The organism is Limnobacter sp. SAORIC-690 (assembly GCF_002954425.1).
Classification (GTDB): Bacteria; Pseudomonadota; Gammaproteobacteria; order Burkholderiales; family Burkholderiaceae_B; genus Limnobacter; species Limnobacter profundi.
Genome location: NZ_MQVZ01000001.1, coordinates 129,421 through 147,181, shown reverse-complemented (window position 1 = coordinate 147,181; position 17,761 = coordinate 129,421). Strand labels below are relative to the sequence as shown.

Here is a 17,761-nt window from a genome sequence, read left to right as displayed (position 1 = left end):
TTCCGGAAAGGATTGGGTTCAAGACAAGCCCAACATTCTAAATGATTTCAAGCGATTCGACCATCGACTTCGTCCATGTTTTGGCCGGGTTTGTCGTTGTTCAGGTGCCCTAGCCAGGCCCACAAAACAACATGTTTGTTTCCCTGCGGGTCAATGTCGATCACATTGAGCGCGCAATTGTGCAGTTGCCACTCGCGCTGCTTTTGCAGTAGCTCGCCAGTGCAGTGCCTGTAGATACAATCGAGTACACCACCATGGGCCACCAGCAAGATTGTTTTGCCCGCGTGGGCGCTGCCAATGTGCTCGAACGTTCCCACCACGCGGCTGTAAAACTGAAACAGGCTTTCCCCGCCTTGCAAGGGGGCATCAGGCACCCGGTTTCTAAGGCCCGCGAATTCTTCTGGGCTCTTGGCTTGCATTTCATCGCCTGTCAGGCCTGACAGATGGCCGTAATCACGCTCCCGAAGACCCGCATTCAACTGCATGGCGGGTGTTCTGGCGCCGTGAATGGTATTTGCCGTGGCGCGCGCCCGAATTAGGTCGCTGCTGATGCACTCATCGTAAAGCGGCACTCCCTGCGTTTCCAGGGAGACGAAGTATTTGCGAAGCAATTGAGCCTGCAAGAGTCCGTGCGCATTCAGGGCGATGTCGGTGTGACCCTGAAACCGCTTCTCCTTGTTCCAGTCGGTTTCACCATGGCGCACCAAGATGAAGCGCGACCCTGCCGGTTTTTTGCTGACAATTGCACCAAAATCAAGAGCTTGGCTGTTCAATTCAGGTGCACCTTGGCAAAGCGGCGTTTGCCTACTTGAATGACATAACTGCCCTTGCCAAGGCGTGTGGCCTTGTCCGACATCTTCTCCCCGTCAATTTTCACCCCGCCTTGCTGAATGTTGCGGTTGGCGTCGCTGCTGCTTTCGCAGAGGTTTGCAGCTTTCAGAATCCAGGCCAAACCGGCGTCTGAATCGCCTTCAGGCAAATTCAGGCTCACTTCGGGCATGTCCTCGGGCAACGCGCCTTGCTTGAAACGTGCTTCGAATTCAGCCAGTGCATCGATTGCGGCCTGAGCGCTGTGGAAGCGCGCAACCAACTCTTGGGCCAGTGCAACCTTGGCGTTGCGCGGGTTCTCTCCTTTGGCGCAGGCCTGTTTCAGGTTTTCAATCTCAGCAAGGGATTTGAAGCTGAGCAGGGTATACCAGTTCCACATCAGTTCATCCGAAATGGACATCACCTTGCCGAACATATTGGAAGGTGTTTCGGTCACGCCGATGTAGTTGTTCTTGGACTTCGACATTTTGTCGACACCATCGGTGCCCACCAACAGTGGCATGGTCAAGATGCACTGCGCACTCTGGCCGTTTTGCTTTTGCAACTCCCGGCCCATCAGCAGGTTGAATTTCTGGTCAGTACCACCCAACTCCAAATCGCTTTCCAATGCCACCGAATCGTAGCCCTGCAACAGTGGGTATAAAAACTCATGAACAGCGATGGGTGTGCCTGATTGATATCGTTTGGTGAAATCGTCCCTTTCAAGCATGCGCGCCACGGTGTAGCTGCTGGCCAGGCGGATCATGCCGTCTGCACCCAGTGGCATCAGCCATTTGCTGTTGAACTCAATTGCAGTGCGTTGTGGATCCAGAATTTTAACGGCCTGCTCATGATAGGTTTTTGCGTTTTCCTGCACCTGCTCCTTGGTCAATGGTGGACGGGTGCTGTTGCGACCCGAAGGATCGCCGATCATCGACGTGAAGTCACCAATCAAAAAAATGACTTGATGGCCCAGATCTTGCAACTGACGAAGCTTGTTGAGCACCACTGTGTGACCCAAATGAATGTCGGGTGCCGTGGGGTCCAAACCCAATTTGATGCGCAGGGGTTTGCCTGTTTTCTCGCTGTGAACTAATTTTTGAATCCATTCGGTCTCAATCAACAGTTCTTCGCAGCCACGCTTGGTCACTTCTAGGGCGTGCCGGACGGAATCAGATAAATTCTCAGTAATTTCCGTAATTTTGGGGGGCCTTCTATCAGGTGACTGGTTCATTTGGCAATCCTTTGTTACACTCTGGCAAACTTCAGTGTTGTATTTTTGAAAATAAAGCTGATTGTGGGCGATCGGCACGTGAAATTTCACACCTTTAAAACTAAAACATGATGCTTCAGAATTTATTAGAGCGAGCAATCGCCGCGTGGGGACAGGGCTTTTCTCTTACCAAGCGCTTTATTCAGTCGGGGTGGCAATATGCCGACTCCGCGCTTCCACAATCTCACAATCATAGAAAGTGGGTCATTGTAGGGTTTTTTTCATTCCCTGTTCTTGGTGCAGTGGTTGCAATCGCCGGCTCTGTTCAAAATTCCCCTGTGGATTCCGCTCTGATCAATTCTGATGTGGTGGTTGAGGCGGTTGAACTCAATCTGGCTGATCAGGGTGTGTACACCTTTGACCCTCTGGTTGCAGAGGAACGGATTCGACGGGGTGACACCTTGGTGGGCCTGTTGGAGAGAATGGGTGTCAACACCGCAGGTTTGGCTACATTTCTGGGACAGGACAAAACAGCACGTAATTTGGTGAATCTGAGAGCCGGCCGTGTATTGACAGTTCAACAAACTGCGGATGGCGATTTACAGTGGCTCCGTTACAAAAGCGGCATTGATGAGGACAGTCAAGAGTCGATCCTGATTCAAAAACGCAATGGTCAATTTGTCGCGAAGCTGGAATCTGTCAACTTTGAAAAGCAGATTGTGTTTCGCTCAGGGCGGATTGAGTCGTCTCTGTTTGCAGCTGCTGACAAGGCCGGAATGCCTGATTCAGTGGCCATTCAACTGACTGAAATTTTTGGTTCAGACATTGATTTTCACCGTGAACTGCAAAAAGGTGACGAGTTCAAGGTGGTTTATGAAGACCTGACACTTGAGGGGCGTTCTGCGCGCTCTGGCCGGGTGTTGGCAGTAGAGTTTGTGAATAACAACAAGCCGTACAAAGCGTATTGGTTCGCACCCAGTGGTAATCGCAATGCTGGTTATTACAACGAGGAAGGTCGCAGTCTGAAAAAGTCTTTCTTGCGTTCGCCGCTCGCATTCTCCCGCATTTCCTCCGGTTTTACTCCGCGTCGTTTTCACCCCATTCAGCAACGCTGGAAAGCTCACAACGGAGTCGATTACGCGGCGCCCACCGGTACTCCAATCATGGCTACAGCCAGTGGCACCGTGAAGTTTTCGGGCTGGCAAAACGGGTATGGCAATTTTGTAGAAATCCAGCATCACAGCGGTTATAGCACGGCTTACGCTCACCTTTCACGTTTTGGCAAAGGCGTTAAGGTTGGCCAAAAAGTAGAGCAGGGCGATGTGATCGGGTATGTGGGTGCTACTGGCTGGGCAACCGGACCACACCTGCATTATGAATTCCGGGTCAACCGGGTTCCCAAAAACCCCCTGAGCATCACTGTGGCTCAGGCTGAACCACTGGATCGCAATGCATTCAGTGAATTCAAGCGGGTGCAGCTGGCGCTTGACCGCCGCATGGAGCTGGCCACTGCCCAACGTTTGGCGCGTGCCCAGTAAGCCATGATCGCCTTGGGCGCCATGTCTGGCACCAGCACGGATGGTGTCGATGTAGCTGCGGTTCAAATTGATTCCAAAACTCAGGACATGCGGTTCCTCGGCGTGCTTAGCGCCGAGTTTCCGCCGGCTTTGAGGGAAACACTCCTGCTGCTGCAAGAAATCCCGCCTCGTTTTCCTTTCAGTTCCGATCCAATCGCGATTTTCTTGCAAGCCCGTAAAGATCTCACCGAGCTGTATGCGGGCACAGTCAATGAGCTGTTGTCCTTTCTGGGACTAGAGCCTGGTGACGTGCGCGTGTTGGGTGCACATGGTCAAACCCTCCGGCACAGGCCCGATCTTGGGTACACCTATCAAATGCTGGACGGGGCCTTGCTGGCCTGTAGAACCGGGATTGATGTGGTGAATGACTTGCGTTCCAAAGATGTTGCACTAGGTGGCCAGGGAGCCCCGCTCGTTCCGGCTTTTCACCTTGCGTGGTTAAACGGCAAGGGCATTTATGACCAAACCGCCGTGGTGAATCTGGGTGGTTTTTCAAACCTGACTGTATTGAATGGCCAAGGGCAAGCGTTGACCGGTGGGGACTGCGGACCAGCCAACTGTTTAATGGACCTTTGGGCTCAGCGCGCTTTCAGCTTGCCGATGGACAGTGACGGTGAAATTGCTGCCATGGGCAGCCCGGACTATGCCTTGCTGGAGCGTTTTTGGACGCATCCTTTCTTTCACCAACCTTGGCCCAAGAGCACAGGCCGTGATGATTTCAGCGCGCAATGGTTTGAGACTTGCCTTGCAGACGCCACCGATCTTTCTTCTGAAGACATCATGGCAACCCTGCTGGCCTTGGCAGTAAGGGCAGTGAAGTCGTGTTTGCCCGTGTTGGTTGAGCAGGTGTACGTGTGCGGCGGCGGTGCAAAAAACAGCACCTTCATTCACCAGTTGCGCTGCGAATGCGCACCAGCGGATTTCTTGCCAATTGAAAACCTGGGTTTGCCTGCGCAGGCAGTCGAGGCTGCTGCTTTTGCCTGGCTTGGTGCGCAGTATGTGCAGGCTGCGCCTGGTAATTGCCCATCGGTGACTGGTGCAAGTCGGTCTGCCATTCTGGGGGCCTTGCACTGCGCTCGGTAGCCCCACTCGTTTTCTCAGTTTAGTGGGTCAGTAACGATTTGCTGCCCAAGGTTTTGCCTTCGTTTTGAGAACTTTCGGTCGGCACATTGAACAGGGCCGAGGCCTTTTCCCGGGCTGGAAATAATTCAGAAATCACACCGAGGCCGATCTCGGCTTGGCCAGGAATCAAGGGAATTCGAATCATTTCACGACCAAATTCGACTTGCGGGTTGTTTTCCAGGCTTGCGTTGTAGATCAAAATGCAGCAGGGTTCGAAATCAAGCAGAGAACCCAACAGTTTCAATTGCTCAATTGCGTGCGTTTTTTGGGCTGGGTCGCCAGTATAAAGAATGTAAACAGGTGACATGCCTTTGCGTAAAGCGGTGAGGTAAGCGCGATATGCGCCGTTCAGGCTGAACTCGACTTTGTCAAATCCCTGAATTGGAAGTCGGCGCTGAATTTCCAGCAGATGGTCGTGGTTCATGGCCATCACTTGCGCTTCGAATGCAGTTTGAGGGTTATATGCTGGTCGCTTGTTGCGGTGACTAATTTCGGCTTCTTCCGGCAATATGACTTCGAAGACAGAGCCTGCCAATTTGCCGTTGTAGTATCGATTTCGGCATTCGGTTTTGGCGAGTATTTGTTCGCTCAAATCCCGGACTATGTTGGAACCGTGACCCCAACCTTTGTTGTGCGCAGCAACTTTATTGTTCTCAACACCCGAGCCAGTATCTACGATTTGGATACACACCCGCCCTTTTCGCCTGCGTAGACCCACCACTACGCCCCCTTTGTTGGTGTACTTGATGGCATTGTCCAGTCCGTTGCGAATGATCTTGGCCAGGGCGTCCTTGTTGCTCATTACATTAATTTCGCTGGGCACATAACGAATCTGAAGTTCCTTCACGTCGGCCAGCATTCTGTATTCTTCAATCAATGGGCCAAGTATGTCGTGAATTGCAATCGGCGTCATTGGGGCGGCGTTGTCGTCCTGCGGGTATTTGATTGCATTGCCCAATTGATCAAAGAAGTCTTCCAGCATGTTTTTTAATGCTTTTTGAGCCGTTTGAATGTGTTGGTATCTGGCTGTGACTTCCGGGTCTTTTGAAATGGCTTTGCCCACGCTGGCCAGTATGCCCAAGGTGCTCAAAGGTTGGCGCAAATCATGTCGAAAGTCTTTTAATACCCGACGCCCCCGAAAAGCGAACTTCATGATGTCTTGGTCAATTTTTGTTTGCCTGTCCAAGCCTTTTTTCGTGCGGGTTCGTGAAAAGTCCTGAAACACCATGTGAAAAACGCAGGTACCGAGCAAGACATAGAACAGAATCTTGACCATGCTGAAATCGATTAGCAATGCGAGTTCAGTTGATGTGGAGGCATGAAACAGGCCGTTAATGATACAGTACAGCAAACTGAAATACACAGCTTTGATCAAGGTAACCTTGGGCAAGTTGCTGTAGGTTTTGGTGATTGCCAACAGGCAAATGGCCTGAACGCCGATAAACGCGGGATACACCAAACCAGACGTTGTAAACATGTCGGCGATTGCTGTAATGCAGCCAATCGAAAACGGGACCAGCGCAGAACGTTCAGCGGCCACAGCACCTCTTTTTCGCCCCAGAAAAGCGCTTCCAAAAAACAGAAATGATCCCGCCTGCAGAGCAGCATGAACTGGCGTGCCGTGTTGAAGTACTTGGTTTGTGTCGTGCCCCAGTATCACGAACCCAAGCAGTACCACGCCAATGACAGCGGCAGCATTTTGCCGCTGATTGGGAAGGTGGTTTGCAAAGAACGGGTATAAGGCAATACCCAGCAATACGGCGAGCCCTGATAGTGAACTGTCTGTCATTTTATAGTTATAGCAATGGCCGGCTTTTGTCGGCTTTTTGGTTTCTACACCAAGGCTGAGGCATTGAGTCGCGGAATTTTGCGATAAAGACTGACGGCCTGGGTTCTATTTTTCACATTCATGTGATCATACCCTTGACCAACAAACTTTGACATTTAGCTAAACCCGCATGAATACAAGGCTTACGGGGAACTGCAAGAATGTCAAAGAATCGGGCAAAGATTGACAATGATAGACATTTTCTTGTCAGAGAAATTGAGGCGATACAGCGTCACAAGCCTGTCGCTCGGCGGGATTAACCGCCTCGCCCCTCTCAGGTTCGGGGCAAGCGACAGCAGGCTTGTTCGAGACGCGCATGGCCGCCTTATACCTCGCCTTCGGCTCGGGGCTATGCGCTGCAACGTGGATAAGCCACGGGCACTTTTAAAGTAATCATGGAGGTGATGAATTCAAGCGTCATCAAAGAGTTTGACGACTGCGCCTTGAGGCACCCATCTGTCCAGTTGTGATTTCAAGCGCACAACTTCTTGGCGTAGCTTTTCAGCTTCGCTCTTGTATCGGTCTCGGGATTCCTCAACCTCTTGAAGCTTGGACTTTGAGTACCTTTCATTAGACAGCAGAGTAAGGATGTGAGCTTGCAGAGACAGATTCTCGCTCTGCACGTTGGTCAGCAGGGTTTCAAGCTCCTGCTTTGCGCTAACAACCTTCTCCTTTTCTTCCTTCAGGTTTGATAGAGCAACTTTGTGTTTACCCTGCTTCTCAATGAGATAAGTGACTTGTGCAAAGGCTTCAGGGAAGCGGTCTTCCCGAAATGAGCCTGCCGTCTTTCCTGCTTCAACACACACGGAGTTAATGGTGAGCTTCTTGCCTTGCTTTTCCAGCCGTTGGGCTGCTTCAACGAAGAATTGACCTTTGATTTCTGCTTGCTCGCTCATTGATTCACTCCTCGAATTTTTGCTAAGGTCTTCTCAGTTTTGTCTATTTGCAGGGCATAGTGTTTCTCAAACATTGAGCCCGTGCTGTAGCCTGATTTGGCAGTCTTTAGGTACTCAATGTGGTTCAGTAGTTTCCTCTCGTCTTTGGGCGTAAACACTGAGTTTTCGCACCCGATGCACTGGGTGTCATTGGTGATTTTGATTTTGTCGCAAGCCTCTCGCTTGGTACACCAACCAATCGGAGATTCTTTGAAGGCAGTGCGACCATCCACAAATGCCTGTTTGGTGTATTCACGGTCTTCCTCCAAAATAATTGACCCGCCCTCTCGCTTAATACGTTTGAATACACTGCCTGCGCCACCTGCAAGGGGTCCAGTCTGATTAAGGACTCTCTCTTCAAAGTCATCAAATTGCTTGAGTCTTTCGTTTATCTCTACGAGTTCCACCAGTCCTCGAATACCTGAGATGTATTCGTTTTGAACTGGGCTTGCCAGTAGGTCTACAGCCCAGACAGAGCCTCGTCGGTAATACTCCTGCATCACAAGGCCAAGGTGCTTGAACTGAGCAGTCATTGCGCCAATTGCTACCTTGTTAGACCGCGCTGTGTAAACGGCAAGAGAACGCCTGAGTTGGTGGGTATGTAATGGCCAGGTTGAACCCACTTTGAACTTCTTTCTGAATTCCGGGGTAAATGACTGGAATCGCTCAAGCTCTTTAAGGTCAGACTCTTCAATCGTGATGTTAGGAATGATATTCAGAAGGCGTACAAGCACCTTATCAAAAGGGCTTGTGTTGACCTTGAAGTCAACGGTCGAGAGAATTTTGCCTGGTGAACCCTTTTGTGGAAATAAGGACATCAGCCCTTCTTCAATTTGTACCCCGTGGTATGCCGCAAAGTAGCGACCGATGGTTTGCGCGACATCCACTGCCACCTGAACTATGTCATTGGTCACCCACATTGTATTAATTGCACCCATCCGAGTTAGCTTACTGGTAAGCCCTCTGATTACGGTGATTTGCTTGCCTTTGGATTCAATTTTCCCAAGGCACACATAAGGAAGTGAACGCACTTCCATGTCGCGCATACCCGTGAAGCAATGAATCCAAAGCCTTGTGGCTAATTGAACCACCATCACCAATTTATCGAGTTCTTTGAGGTTTGGTTTATGGCTGTACTTCCTTAGCCATTCGGTAAGCCCAACGTCTTCAAGTAGCGATTCAACTGTATGAGTATTTTTTAATTTGCGATATCCGCCCTTGGTTGTGCTCAGAATAACCAACTTCTCTTTACGACCTCCCGCATAGGGCAGAGCATCAATCTTTTCATAAAGCGCAATAAGTTTATTGGCGATGTCTTGCTCCACAAACTCATTGAGTAAGTCTGAAAGCCCAGTTATCAGGTTGCAGTAAATCCGTGAAGGAATGACCGAGGTTTGGTTGCCAACCTCATAAGCAATGTTGGTGCTATTCAACGCATTGATTAGCTTTTCAGAAGGGGCCCCAATCGATGATGCCTTGAAGTCGAAAGCGTCGAATGAGTTTGATTTTCCATTTTAAATTTTGAAGGGTCGCTGGGGTTAAGGTGACTGCACTGTGGACTAAATCGGCAATCCACTTTTCATCACTTAACGCTTCTTTGATGGAAATGCCGTGGTTTCGAGCGAAATCGTAGAAAGGCTTAAAATTCGATGGCTGGCACTTTGAAATAGAACTCGCCGAGGTTGCGTGTCGGTTCAGCCAGAGATGACACAACTCTTTTATTTCTTGTCGCTGTGGGTTTTCAAACGACTCGAAGTTGAAGTAATAGTTTTGTCTTGCAGTTAAAGGTTTGTACAAATTTAAATCCCAGAAATTCTCTGAGAAGTAAACAGGTTCGAGTGCCCCATCAATTTTAGGTTTGTAGCCCACAATGATGTCTTCAGGCTCTTGCTTTGGTTCTGAGTATGCAGGCGGTATTGCCGCTTCACCCAAGTCAAAGGCAGGGGTCCCTATCAGTTCGTTAAAAGCACTCACAGCGCACCTCCTGCTTGGTATCCATTGAGTTTTAAGGTTCGCATGTAGACTGCCCAGAATTCATCAAGGTCTCCAACCGCACATGCTGCTTTGATGGCTTCGACCCTGCTGGTCAATGACGGGTTCTTATGAAGCATGGCTTTGATGACCTCTTCGATGCGGTGTAAAAGGGCTGCAAAGCGATGAGCGAAGTCCCCCTCGTCCATGCCAATGTGCAAGGTTTCAATGACAGCCTTCAGGCTTAAGAGCTTCTTTAAATCGATTTCATCGGCATGGGCACCGTAGTGCTTGCAAAAAAGACACGACTCCCATTGTCCACACACAGGTTGGGTGACAAGTTCGGTGAATCCTTCGGCCAACTCAGCAGACAATCCGCTCTCGCTTTCGCATGCACCAGAGGCAGTGGTACGGTCTGCTTCTCGATGTTCCTTCATGTGAACTTTAATCGTATGTTCAGTCCTGCTTTTCTCAATACAAGCATCGTGCAGTTGACCCAAAAAGTTCGACAAGGGCTCAGCCATTTGTTCCAAGGTTTCAACCGAATACTGCGTGGCGGTTTGTGGCTCATTTTGCAGCATCATTGAAATGATTCCGTTGACATCGCCCGCGTGGACTCCCATTTGCTGGGCGACCTTGCCCATCTTTCGAGCGTAGAAGCGACGCAAGGCTCGGGCCTTAAAGACTTTGCCGCCCAGAGCTTGAATCCACAGCTTTGACAGAGGCTTCGTGGAATTAACAGCTTTATTCGACTCGGGTTGGCAATCAGGAAAGAGGAAGGGGTTGTTTGGCGGGGCAATTATCTTTCGAACTGCAAGGTACTTTTCAAAGATGGGTTTGTGCTCAGAGCCCATTTCCACAATGATTTCCTTGCCTTTGGCCCGACCCTTTTTGCCCACCCGATAGGTGGTTTTGTTCAAGCGGTTGATTTCGAGTTCATTGGCTTTCAAGCCCAGCAGCACAGATTCATTTTGGCCCGTTGACAACACCATGAGGTAAAACCCAATCAGAGCAAAGGCTCTGTATTGACTTTCCACCGTTACACTTTTGTAACCACTCTTGTTGAAATCTGTCCGTGTACCTATCAGCCAGCCCCATTGTTCGCTATCAATGACTGCCTTATTTTTCTGAACGTAAATTTGATGATGAGCATCAATCACTTCAACCAAGTGGTCGTGAAACCGCTCAATGGCTTCGTTGTCTTGAGCCTTTTTGACAGCGTAGGCACTATTCTTTTCGCCGATATGTTCTGCCCAACTTTTAACAGTCTCCTCATCTAGGCCCGTGCAAGCCATGATGAGCTGTCGGGCAGAGTATTGGTAGGCTCTTGCCCCATTGTTACTCATGCCCTTTGAGGATGGGTTGGGTTTGCCAGTTTGGCTCTGCATCACTGTATGTTTGAGGTGCAAGGTGTACGCGCAGTACATTGCTTTGAGACTTTCGGTGTTCTCGAAATCAAGGAGATGCTTGCCACTGGAGAGATAAACCTTGTCTATCCAGTCAAAGACACATCTGAAGTAGTTGACCGAATTCAACTTAGTCTTTGCTGATGCTTCGAAATATTTCTCGCAGAGAAAGTCAATGAGCCTGGATACCACCGCACGTCGCTTTGGAATCAAGGTCTCAGGATTTACCGACCATGTGTGTCTGTTACCCACAGCTCCCTTTCTTCGTTGCCCGAAGCACACCACGCCCAGTGGGGTTTTAAAGTGCTTGCCAGCTCCATCAATTCCACAATCAATGAGCGCTCGTTCGGGGTGGAGGACGTGCTTTCGTTCGAACTCGATAGTGACTTCAATGGGGTTTGGCCAAGGCACTTCGGTGATGTGTTTTTCGGGTGCGTTCATTTTTTACTCCTAGGATTAAATGCCTACACCCTTTGGAGCCAACATGCTAAGGCTGTACTTGTGTAAAAGTTGGTCTTTGAAGGCAGCCGTCACTGGGCTTCTGCGGAACTGCAAATATTGCTCCGTGGTAGCCAAACTGGAGTGCCCTAGTGCCTTGCAAACAACCTGCAAGCAATCAGTGATGGTGATGGCTTCCTGAGCGCCGCCAGCCTTCAGTCTTGCGTTTTCTTGCACCATGAAGTCAAGCTCAAGGTTGAGCAGATTGACCGCAAAAGTGGCTCTCAGGTCATGGAAACTGAAATCAGGAAAGTTCGGATGCTCCTTCCGAATAGCCTTTTTCAAATTAAGAACTACCACCTGCAAAGTGTTTCCCTTCTTGGTTTTGGCAGGTTTGTCGTCCAAATTCGAAGACTTGAACTTGTCGTCAAGTGTGATGGGGTAATCGTTTTCACCCATACGGTCTAATTTCTCTTGGCGACTGGTCAGAAACGGTGCTCCGTGGGAACTTAGAAACACATAGTTGTTCTCGGTGTCACCGTAAAACGACCTCTGCCTTCTTTCTTTGGCCAACGGCGATTCAATGTAGGTCAGAAGGTCTTGCCTTAGCTCTGAAGACATCTGCAATTCATAGGACTTCTCAAACTTTGAGTCCACCAAACTATTCTTTCCGATTTCAATGTAATACGTGCCGTGAACACTTTGTGCATCCAACAACGACGACCATCTCAGTGTGCAGACTGTTTGTAAACGTGCTCCCGTTTCGGTTGCAACCCTAAACATCAGTTGGTAGCAACGGTCAAGTTTGACTACTTCTTGCCATAAAATTTCCTGCTCCTTCGGTGTTAAAGGAGTAAGCAATCCACCATCATTTACCTGCCCTGGTCTAGCCACTTTAGGTGCGATAGGCACAGCCAAATCCGTGGTTGTTAATGCAAGTTGCTTTGCAAAACCTTCATTGTTGGTGATTTGTATGAATGCAGTTCTTGCCGTGTGTGTCCGTTCAAACATCACATCGTCTATCAAATCCCAGTTGCTCAACCCTCTGTAAAAGTTGATGACGCAACTCATTCGCTTCTGTGCTGTTGAAGCCTTAATTTCTCCATTTTTGCAACGTCGAATCAGGTCTGCACGATAAAGGTAGGTTGGCCTGTCGAACTTATCCACAGGCATCTCCAGCGGGTCAAGCGACTCTTCTTCTAGGAAAGCTGCGTAGTCCAACAAGCTTCGAGCGTTGGAATAGATGGTCTCTGAGTTGTAAGCAGACACTCCCACTTTGTCTTCTGCATACTTCACCAAGTATGAGTTACCAAGGCTCCAGGGCTTACCCGAGGAAAGATAGAGAAAGGGGAAGTCTGGGTAGAACCCTTTGATTGAAAGAGGTTTGGACTGCAATTGACCCACGGCGTCGATGCAAAAGCGCTGTGGGACAAACTGGGGAATAGTGCGAAGAAAAGGAAGGTTTTTCACAAAGTAAATTCAGTAAAGTTACTGCTGTATAAGTATACAGTAAAACTGAATTAATTTGTCAAATTAATTATTTCAGCGTATCGCTTCAAAAAAATAATTCATCGGTACGTGTGAAAATTTCGCGCAAATGTGTTTTTATCGTTTCAGGTGACAAATCAAGCTTACGGGCGATTTCCTTATTGGAAAGGCCCGAGGCCAAGAAGTGCATCACTTGTTGTTGCTTGTGGGTTAACTGAATGCCGTTATTTTGGCCCAGTCGCCCAGTGATGTGCTCGCCGTTGGTTTGGCGGTTTGATAGCGCATTGGGACGCCACTGAACCTGAACACCTGCGCGGGTGAGCGCTTCCAGTAATACTGCCGAAGTTTGCTCAAACCCTTCGGACTTTGACAAAGTCCAGGAAGGGGCATACTGGTTGGGCACTACAGAATGAAGAAGCGTGTCATCGCCACTCATGATCAAGGTGGGCAGGTTGGCACTCATTAAGGCCAGCGTGTCGATCACATCTTGACCCTGGCAATCTGGCAAACGCAGATCAGTGATGACCAGCGCAGGTGAGTTTTTACTGAATAACTCTTTGGCGTGTGCAATGCTGGCCGCGCAGAGTATGTCTGCGTTGGTCGCCACGAATTCAACCAGGTCTTTGATGCCTGTTGCGAAAAGTGGGTGATCCTCAATAACCAGGATTTGGTTTGATGGCATGAATGTCTCCTCCCGAGGAAAAGCTAGTTTAAAAGGTGTCACCAGATGTGAGCATATGAACATCTTTATTGGATTAACACCTTTTTCCAACCCTCTTTAGGGGGAGTTAATCGTCTCGGGTCCGTGCAGTCAATACGCAAAACCCGTAATTACAGTAATAATTTTGCAAGTTACTTGGTTCTGTCAGTTCTTTTCATCGTGTTCGGGTCCTATTTCACTGGCTTGCAGACTGTTAAGCTGTGAACAGGCTGCTTTTCATTACAATAACGGGGTAGGTCAGGAAGTTGACTAATCCAGACTAGGCTCGAGCAAAAACCATGAGAACAAGATTAAGCGCTGCGACCAAGCCGGTAGACGAAACACAGGCCAGGGTGCGACGCAAAGAACAGACACGCCAGAATTTGATGCAGGCTGCGCTTAACCTGGTGGGTAATGGGAGCAGTTTCACCGCTTTGGGTATTCGGGAAATTACCCGAGAAGCCGGCGTGGTGCCAACTGCGTTTTATCGGCACTTCAAAACCACCGATGAACTTGGGCTGGCGCTTGTCGAGGATGGTGGAATCACTTTGCGGCGATTGTTGCGAGAGGCTCGCCAGGCCAGCCTGCCCGGTGAGGACATGATTCGGCACTCGGTGAGTGTGTTTGTGACTTACCTGAAGCAACATCACCTGGAGTGGCGTTTTATCAGCTCGGAAAGGTCTGGCGGCTCGCAGTCCCTGCGCAATGCCATACGCAATGAAATTGCACACTTCACCAACGAAATGGCCAGCGACCTGCGCCTGTTGAATATTTTCCCCGGCTTGTCCACACACACGCTGACTTTGATTTGCAGTCTGGTGGTTACGTTGATGATGAATTCGGCCACTGATTTTCTGGACGTCAGGCCAGATCAACCGCAAATTGAAAAAGAAATGCTCGACAATTTTGTGAAGCAAATTGTGATGGTGTTTCTTGGTGCGGCGCATTGGGAAGAAGAGCCCACGCAGTCACTGCTTAGTGGTTTGTCCAAACCAAAATGACCAAGCCGATTGTTTACGTTGATTTGGACGGCACGTTGAGCCCATCGGATGTGCTGCTCGAAAGTTGCCTGTTGCTGCTAAAGCAAAACATTTTCTACGTCTTTCCCATGTTGTTGTGGGCCATTCGGGGTGCCTGGGTTTTTAAAACCGAGGTAGCCAGGCGAATAGATCCTGTATTGGATCAGCTGCCAATTGATCCTTTGGTACTCGAGCGACTGAATCAATTGAAGGCGGCTGGCCATGAATTGGTGTTGGCCAGTGCTTCGACGCGTCGTGATGTGCTCAAGATAGCCGCACGCTTGGGCCTATTTGCTCGTGTAATCGCCAGCGAGCACAGTAATTTGAAGGGCCAGCAAAAACTGGCAGCCATTGAGGCAGACAGCCATGGGCAACCCTTTGTGTATTTTGGTGATGCCCCAGTCGATATTCCAATCTGGAAAAAGGCTGCACTGGCATTTGGCGTGAATACTTCTTCAGGTACCCGCCGCAAGGCGATGGCGGCTGGTATTGAACTGAGCCGGCTTGATACGCGCAGCACCGGCATCAAGGTGTGGCTTAAAGCCATGCGCCCGCAGCAGTGGGCCAAAAACGGTTTGCTGTTTCTACCTTTGATTGCCGCGCATGAAACCGATTTCGCCCTTTGGGGCAAGATGATGTGGGGTTTCTTGGCGTTTGGCTTTTTGGCGTCCTCTACTTACATCTGGAACGACCTAATGGACCTGAATGCGGATAGGCAACATCCGCGCAAGCGCCATCGCCCCATGGCCAGCGGTGCGCTCAGCATTGGCAAGGCTTTCTTGTTCATGAAGTGTTTGGGCATAGCCGGCTTTGCAGTGGCCTGGCTTGCAGTGGGCTGGCAATTTACGCTGGTGCTGTTGGTGTATACCGTGGTTACACTGCTGTACACCTTTGTATTCAAGCGCACGGCCTTCGTTGATGTGTTGCTGTTGGCCATGCTTTACACGGTTCGCGTGATTGCAGGCGGCGTGGGCACCGGCATTGAGCTTTCCAGCTGGCTATTGGCCATTTCACTCTTTGTGTTTCTAAGTTTGGCTTTGGTCAAACGTTGTGCCGAACTGGAGTTCTTGCAACTTGAGGGCACTCAGCCGCAGGGACGCGGTTACCGAATGAGCGATTTGAGTTACCTGGTGTCTATGGGTATCTCAAGCGGTTTTGTGGCTGTATTGGTATTGGCTTTGTATGTGGACAGTCAAAATGGTTCGACGCTGTATGCAACACCCGAATTTTTGTGGGGTATTTGTCCCCTGTTTTTGTACTGGTTGATGAGAATCTGGATCATGACTTCTCGCAAGGAAATGATCGATGATCCGGTGCATTTCGCCATTCACGATCGCATCAGTTGGGGCTTTTTGGCCTCAGTGGGTTTGCTTGTGTACCTGGCTTCCTGAGATATCCAACACCATGTCGAGTCATTTCTCTTTGTCCCGGCCCCAAGGGCCCGAGTTGACGCTAAAAACTGCCAAAAGCGTGTTTGGCTGGACAGTATTGCTGACCGCCGTAATCAAACTTTGGCTGGCGTGGTTTTTCCCCATGACTGGCGACGAGGCTTTTTTCCATTTGTGGTCGACTGACCTGAATTGGGGCTACTACGATCACCCGCCCATGGTGGGTTGGTGGTTGTGGGCGCTAAGCCATGTGGGCAATGAACCTGTTGTGATTCGCAGCCTGACCTTGTTGTTGACCACTGTAATCGCCTGGGGTGTGGTGCTGTTGGCCCGTGAGTTGTTGCCGCGCGAGCAGGAGCCCCGAGCCTGGTTGGCTGGTGCCGTTTATTTGTCTATGCCAGTGTCCTGGTTTGCCGTATTTGTAACCACCGATACGCCTTTGATCTTTTTCATGGGCCTGGCCATATTCACCTATGTGAAGGCGATTCGTGCTGAATCGGGTTCGGCAATGTTTCTCGCCGGGTGCTTTCTTGGCCTTGCCTTTTTGTCCAAATACTTCGCTGTTCTATTGGGTTTTGCCTTTGGATTTCATTTGTTGTTTCAGCCGCAGCGTTTCAAATACCTGTTCTTGTTGTTGGCGGGCGTGTTGCCATTTGCCAGTGTGAACATTGGCTACAACCTGCACAATTGCTGGAATAACATCATGTTTAATCTGGTGAATCGGCACGAGGATGCACAGTTGGGGTCGGGTACGGTGTTGACCTACCTGGGCATGATGATTTATCTGATAACACCTTGGGCACTTTGGAGTTTACTCAAGGGTAGCCGGGTTTGGTTGCGCCAAAGTGCGCTGGCCTTTGCCTTGCTGGTGCCACTGGCTCTATTTCTGCTCATCTCCCTTGAAAAAACAGTGGGCTTGCATTGGGTGTTGGGTTTTCTGCCCATTGCTTTTGTGCTTTTGGCACTGTGTACACAAGGTGTTTGGATGAGGCGTTACATTGGTTTTAATGCTGTGTTGTCGATTCCTCACCTGGTGTTGTTTGGCTTGTTGATGCACGCCGATGTGTCGGTTTGGCCGAAAAAAGACTTTCAGGAAGACGTGTTGTTTCACCGGAATATGCCAGCCATTCTTGCTGAACTTGGCAATGGTATGCCAGCCAATGGTGTATTGACCACCATTGCCTATTCGCCTGCGGCCCTGATGACTTATCACTACGGCAAAGTGGTGCCTGTTTTTGGCCCTGGCAAATACCACGCGCGCAATGATGACACCTTTGTGGACTGGCGGGAAATGGATGGCAAACCCATTCGGATTGTGGCCAAAGCCAAGCCAATTGACCCAGCGCTTTACCAGGATTACCTAAGCAACGTTTCAGTAACAACGCAAACGATCGAGGGTGTGCCTTTCACGATTGTGGATGGTAGCAACTTCAATTACCAACGGTTCAGGGATGTGGTATTGCGCGAAGCTGTGGAAAAGTACTACCAAATTCCATCGACATTGCCTGTGCTTGATTGCCCGTTTGCACGCAAGTATGGATTTGAGGAAGAATGCCGCCTGGAGCCCCAGGCGGCAAAAAACTAGTTGACTTGTTCAACAATGGTTTGCCACTTCAGTTCGCCTTTCAGCAAATTTTGTTGCTCGCCTTCCTTCTGCTTCACCGGAATTACCCAACTGCCGGTTTCTGATGTTTTCACAGGTTTTTTGTTCAGTCGCGGGTCTGCGTAAGTCACAGTTCCGGTTTCTGACACTTTCACCCAGGGCGCTTGTTCAGTGCCAGGACTATGAAACAGTTCCACTGAACTGGCCCAGTCATGCATGCTGTTTAGCCAGACTCCGTCTTCTCGAAGCTCGAGGAATGGTGCACC

15 protein-coding genes are annotated in these 17,761 nt (G+C 49.7%); 5 read left to right on the top strand and 10 right to left on the bottom strand.

Features of this window, described 5'->3' with window-relative positions; genetic code table 11:
• Positions 1-47 precede the first annotated feature (47 nt).
• The gene (locus BSZ31_RS00675; protein ID WP_105027094.1) at positions 48-773 is read right to left on the bottom strand and encodes a histidine phosphatase family protein; all 726 of its coding nucleotides are present in this window, start codon (positions 771-773) and stop codon (positions 48-50) included.
• A complete protein-coding gene (gene tyrS, locus BSZ31_RS00670) occupies positions 770-2,041 on the bottom strand; it encodes a tyrosine--tRNA ligase (RefSeq protein ID WP_105029689.1) in 1,272 nt (423 codons plus the stop codon). The genes BSZ31_RS00675 and tyrS overlap by 4 nt, the downstream gene beginning before the upstream one ends.
• 317 nt (positions 2,042-2,358) lie before the next feature.
• Between tyrS and BSZ31_RS00665 the strand changes: the two genes are divergently transcribed.
• Positions 2,359-3,558, top strand: coding sequence for a peptidoglycan DD-metalloendopeptidase family protein (locus BSZ31_RS00665; RefSeq protein ID WP_168426793.1), 1,200 nt, complete (start codon positions 2,359-2,361; stop codon positions 3,556-3,558).
• A 3-nt stretch (positions 3,559-3,561) separates the two neighbouring features.
• The gene (locus BSZ31_RS00660) at positions 3,562-4,680 is read left to right on the top strand and encodes an anhydro-N-acetylmuramic acid kinase (protein WP_105027092.1); all 1,119 of its coding nucleotides are present in this window, start codon (positions 3,562-3,564) and stop codon (positions 4,678-4,680) included.
• 19 nt (positions 4,681-4,699) lie between these two features.
• On the opposite strand, the gene BSZ31_RS00655 is transcribed toward BSZ31_RS00660, so the two are convergent.
• From BSZ31_RS00655 to BSZ31_RS00625, 7 genes are all read right to left on the bottom strand, one after another.
• Positions 4,700-6,508, bottom strand: coding sequence for a sensor histidine kinase KdpD (locus BSZ31_RS00655; RefSeq protein ID WP_105027091.1), 1,809 nt, complete (start codon positions 6,506-6,508; stop codon positions 4,700-4,702).
• 449 nt (positions 6,509-6,957) lie between these two features.
• Complete coding sequence (locus tag BSZ31_RS00650; RefSeq protein WP_105027090.1) at positions 6,958-7,443, bottom strand: hypothetical protein; 486 nt, start codon at positions 7,441-7,443, stop codon at positions 6,958-6,960.
• Entirely contained in the window at positions 7,440-8,915 is a 1,476-nt protein-coding gene (locus tag BSZ31_RS00645) for a hypothetical protein (RefSeq protein ID WP_105027089.1), read from the bottom strand. Before BSZ31_RS00645 ends, BSZ31_RS00650 begins: the two co-directional genes overlap by 4 nt.
• Positions 8,916-8,931: 16 nt before the next feature.
• Positions 8,932-9,456, bottom strand: coding sequence for a hypothetical protein (locus BSZ31_RS00640; RefSeq protein ID WP_105027088.1), 525 nt, complete (start codon positions 9,454-9,456; stop codon positions 8,932-8,934).
• Positions 9,453-11,300 (bottom strand): site-specific integrase, encoded by a 1,848-nt coding sequence (locus BSZ31_RS00635; protein ID WP_105027087.1) that lies wholly within the window; start codon positions 11,298-11,300, stop codon positions 9,453-9,455. The genes BSZ31_RS00640 and BSZ31_RS00635 overlap by 4 nt, the downstream gene beginning before the upstream one ends.
• Before the next feature lie 15 nt (positions 11,301-11,315).
• Complete coding sequence (locus BSZ31_RS00630) at positions 11,316-12,767, bottom strand: site-specific integrase (RefSeq protein WP_146106539.1); 1,452 nt, start codon at positions 12,765-12,767, stop codon at positions 11,316-11,318.
• 85 nt (positions 12,768-12,852) lie between these two features.
• Positions 12,853-13,467, bottom strand: a complete 615-nt coding sequence (locus BSZ31_RS00625; RefSeq protein WP_168426792.1) for a response regulator transcription factor — start codon at positions 13,465-13,467, stop codon at positions 12,853-12,855.
• A 317-nt stretch (positions 13,468-13,784) separates the two neighbouring features.
• On the opposite strand from BSZ31_RS00625, the gene fabR reads away from it, so the two are divergent.
• From fabR to BSZ31_RS00610, 3 genes are read left to right on the top strand one after another with little or no spacing between them, the layout of a single operon-like run.
• Positions 13,785-14,486 carry an HTH-type transcriptional repressor FabR gene (gene fabR, locus BSZ31_RS00620; protein WP_105027084.1) on the top strand — a complete coding sequence of 234 codons (702 nt, stop codon included), beginning with the start codon at positions 13,785-13,787 and terminating at the stop codon, positions 14,484-14,486.
• A complete protein-coding gene (locus tag BSZ31_RS00615; protein ID WP_105027083.1) occupies positions 14,483-15,895 on the top strand; it encodes a UbiA family prenyltransferase in 1,413 nt (470 codons plus the stop codon). The genes fabR and BSZ31_RS00615 overlap by 4 nt, the downstream gene beginning before the upstream one ends.
• Positions 15,896-15,908: 13 nt before the next feature.
• Positions 15,909-17,477: a glycosyltransferase family 39 protein gene (locus tag BSZ31_RS00610; protein ID WP_168426791.1), complete on the top strand. Its 1,569-nt coding sequence runs from the start codon at positions 15,909-15,911 to the stop codon at positions 17,475-17,477.
• Here the strand turns inward: BSZ31_RS00610 and BSZ31_RS00605 are convergent.
• Positions 17,474-17,713, bottom strand: coding sequence for a hypothetical protein (locus BSZ31_RS00605; RefSeq protein ID WP_105027081.1), 240 nt, complete (start codon positions 17,711-17,713; stop codon positions 17,474-17,476). The two genes, BSZ31_RS00610 and BSZ31_RS00605, sit on opposite strands and share 4 nt — an antisense overlap.
• Positions 17,714-17,761 lie beyond the last annotated feature (48 nt).

Excerpts from the sequence above, each read along its gene's own strand:
- tyrS (WP_105029689.1), bottom strand. The coding sequence starts at position 2,041 with ATGAACCAGTCACCTGATAGAAGGCCCCCCAAAATTACGGAAATTACT.
- BSZ31_RS00660 (WP_105027092.1), top strand. The coding sequence starts at position 3,562 with ATGATCGCCTTGGGCGCCATGTCTGGCACCAGCACGGATGGTGTCGAT.
- BSZ31_RS00655 (WP_105027091.1), bottom strand. The coding sequence starts at position 6,508 with ATGACAGACAGTTCACTATCAGGGCTCGCCGTATTGCTGGGTATTGCC.
- BSZ31_RS00650 (WP_105027090.1), bottom strand. The coding sequence starts at position 7,443 with ATGAGCGAGCAAGCAGAAATCAAAGGTCAATTCTTCGTTGAAGCAGCC.
- BSZ31_RS00635 (WP_105027087.1), bottom strand. The coding sequence starts at position 11,300 with ATGAACGCACCCGAAAAACACATCACCGAAGTGCCTTGGCCAAACCCC.
- BSZ31_RS00625 (WP_168426792.1), bottom strand. The coding sequence starts at position 13,467 with ATGCCATCAAACCAAATCCTGGTTATTGAGGATCACCCACTTTTCGCA.
- fabR (WP_105027084.1), top strand. The coding sequence starts at position 13,785 with ATGAGAACAAGATTAAGCGCTGCGACCAAGCCGGTAGACGAAACACAG.
- BSZ31_RS00615 (WP_105027083.1), top strand. The coding sequence starts at position 14,483 with ATGACCAAGCCGATTGTTTACGTTGATTTGGACGGCACGTTGAGCCCA.
- BSZ31_RS00610 (WP_168426791.1), top strand. The coding sequence starts at position 15,909 with ATGTCGAGTCATTTCTCTTTGTCCCGGCCCCAAGGGCCCGAGTTGACG.
- BSZ31_RS00605 (WP_105027081.1), bottom strand. The coding sequence starts at position 17,713 with ATGCATGACTGGGCCAGTTCAGTGGAACTGTTTCATAGTCCTGGCACT.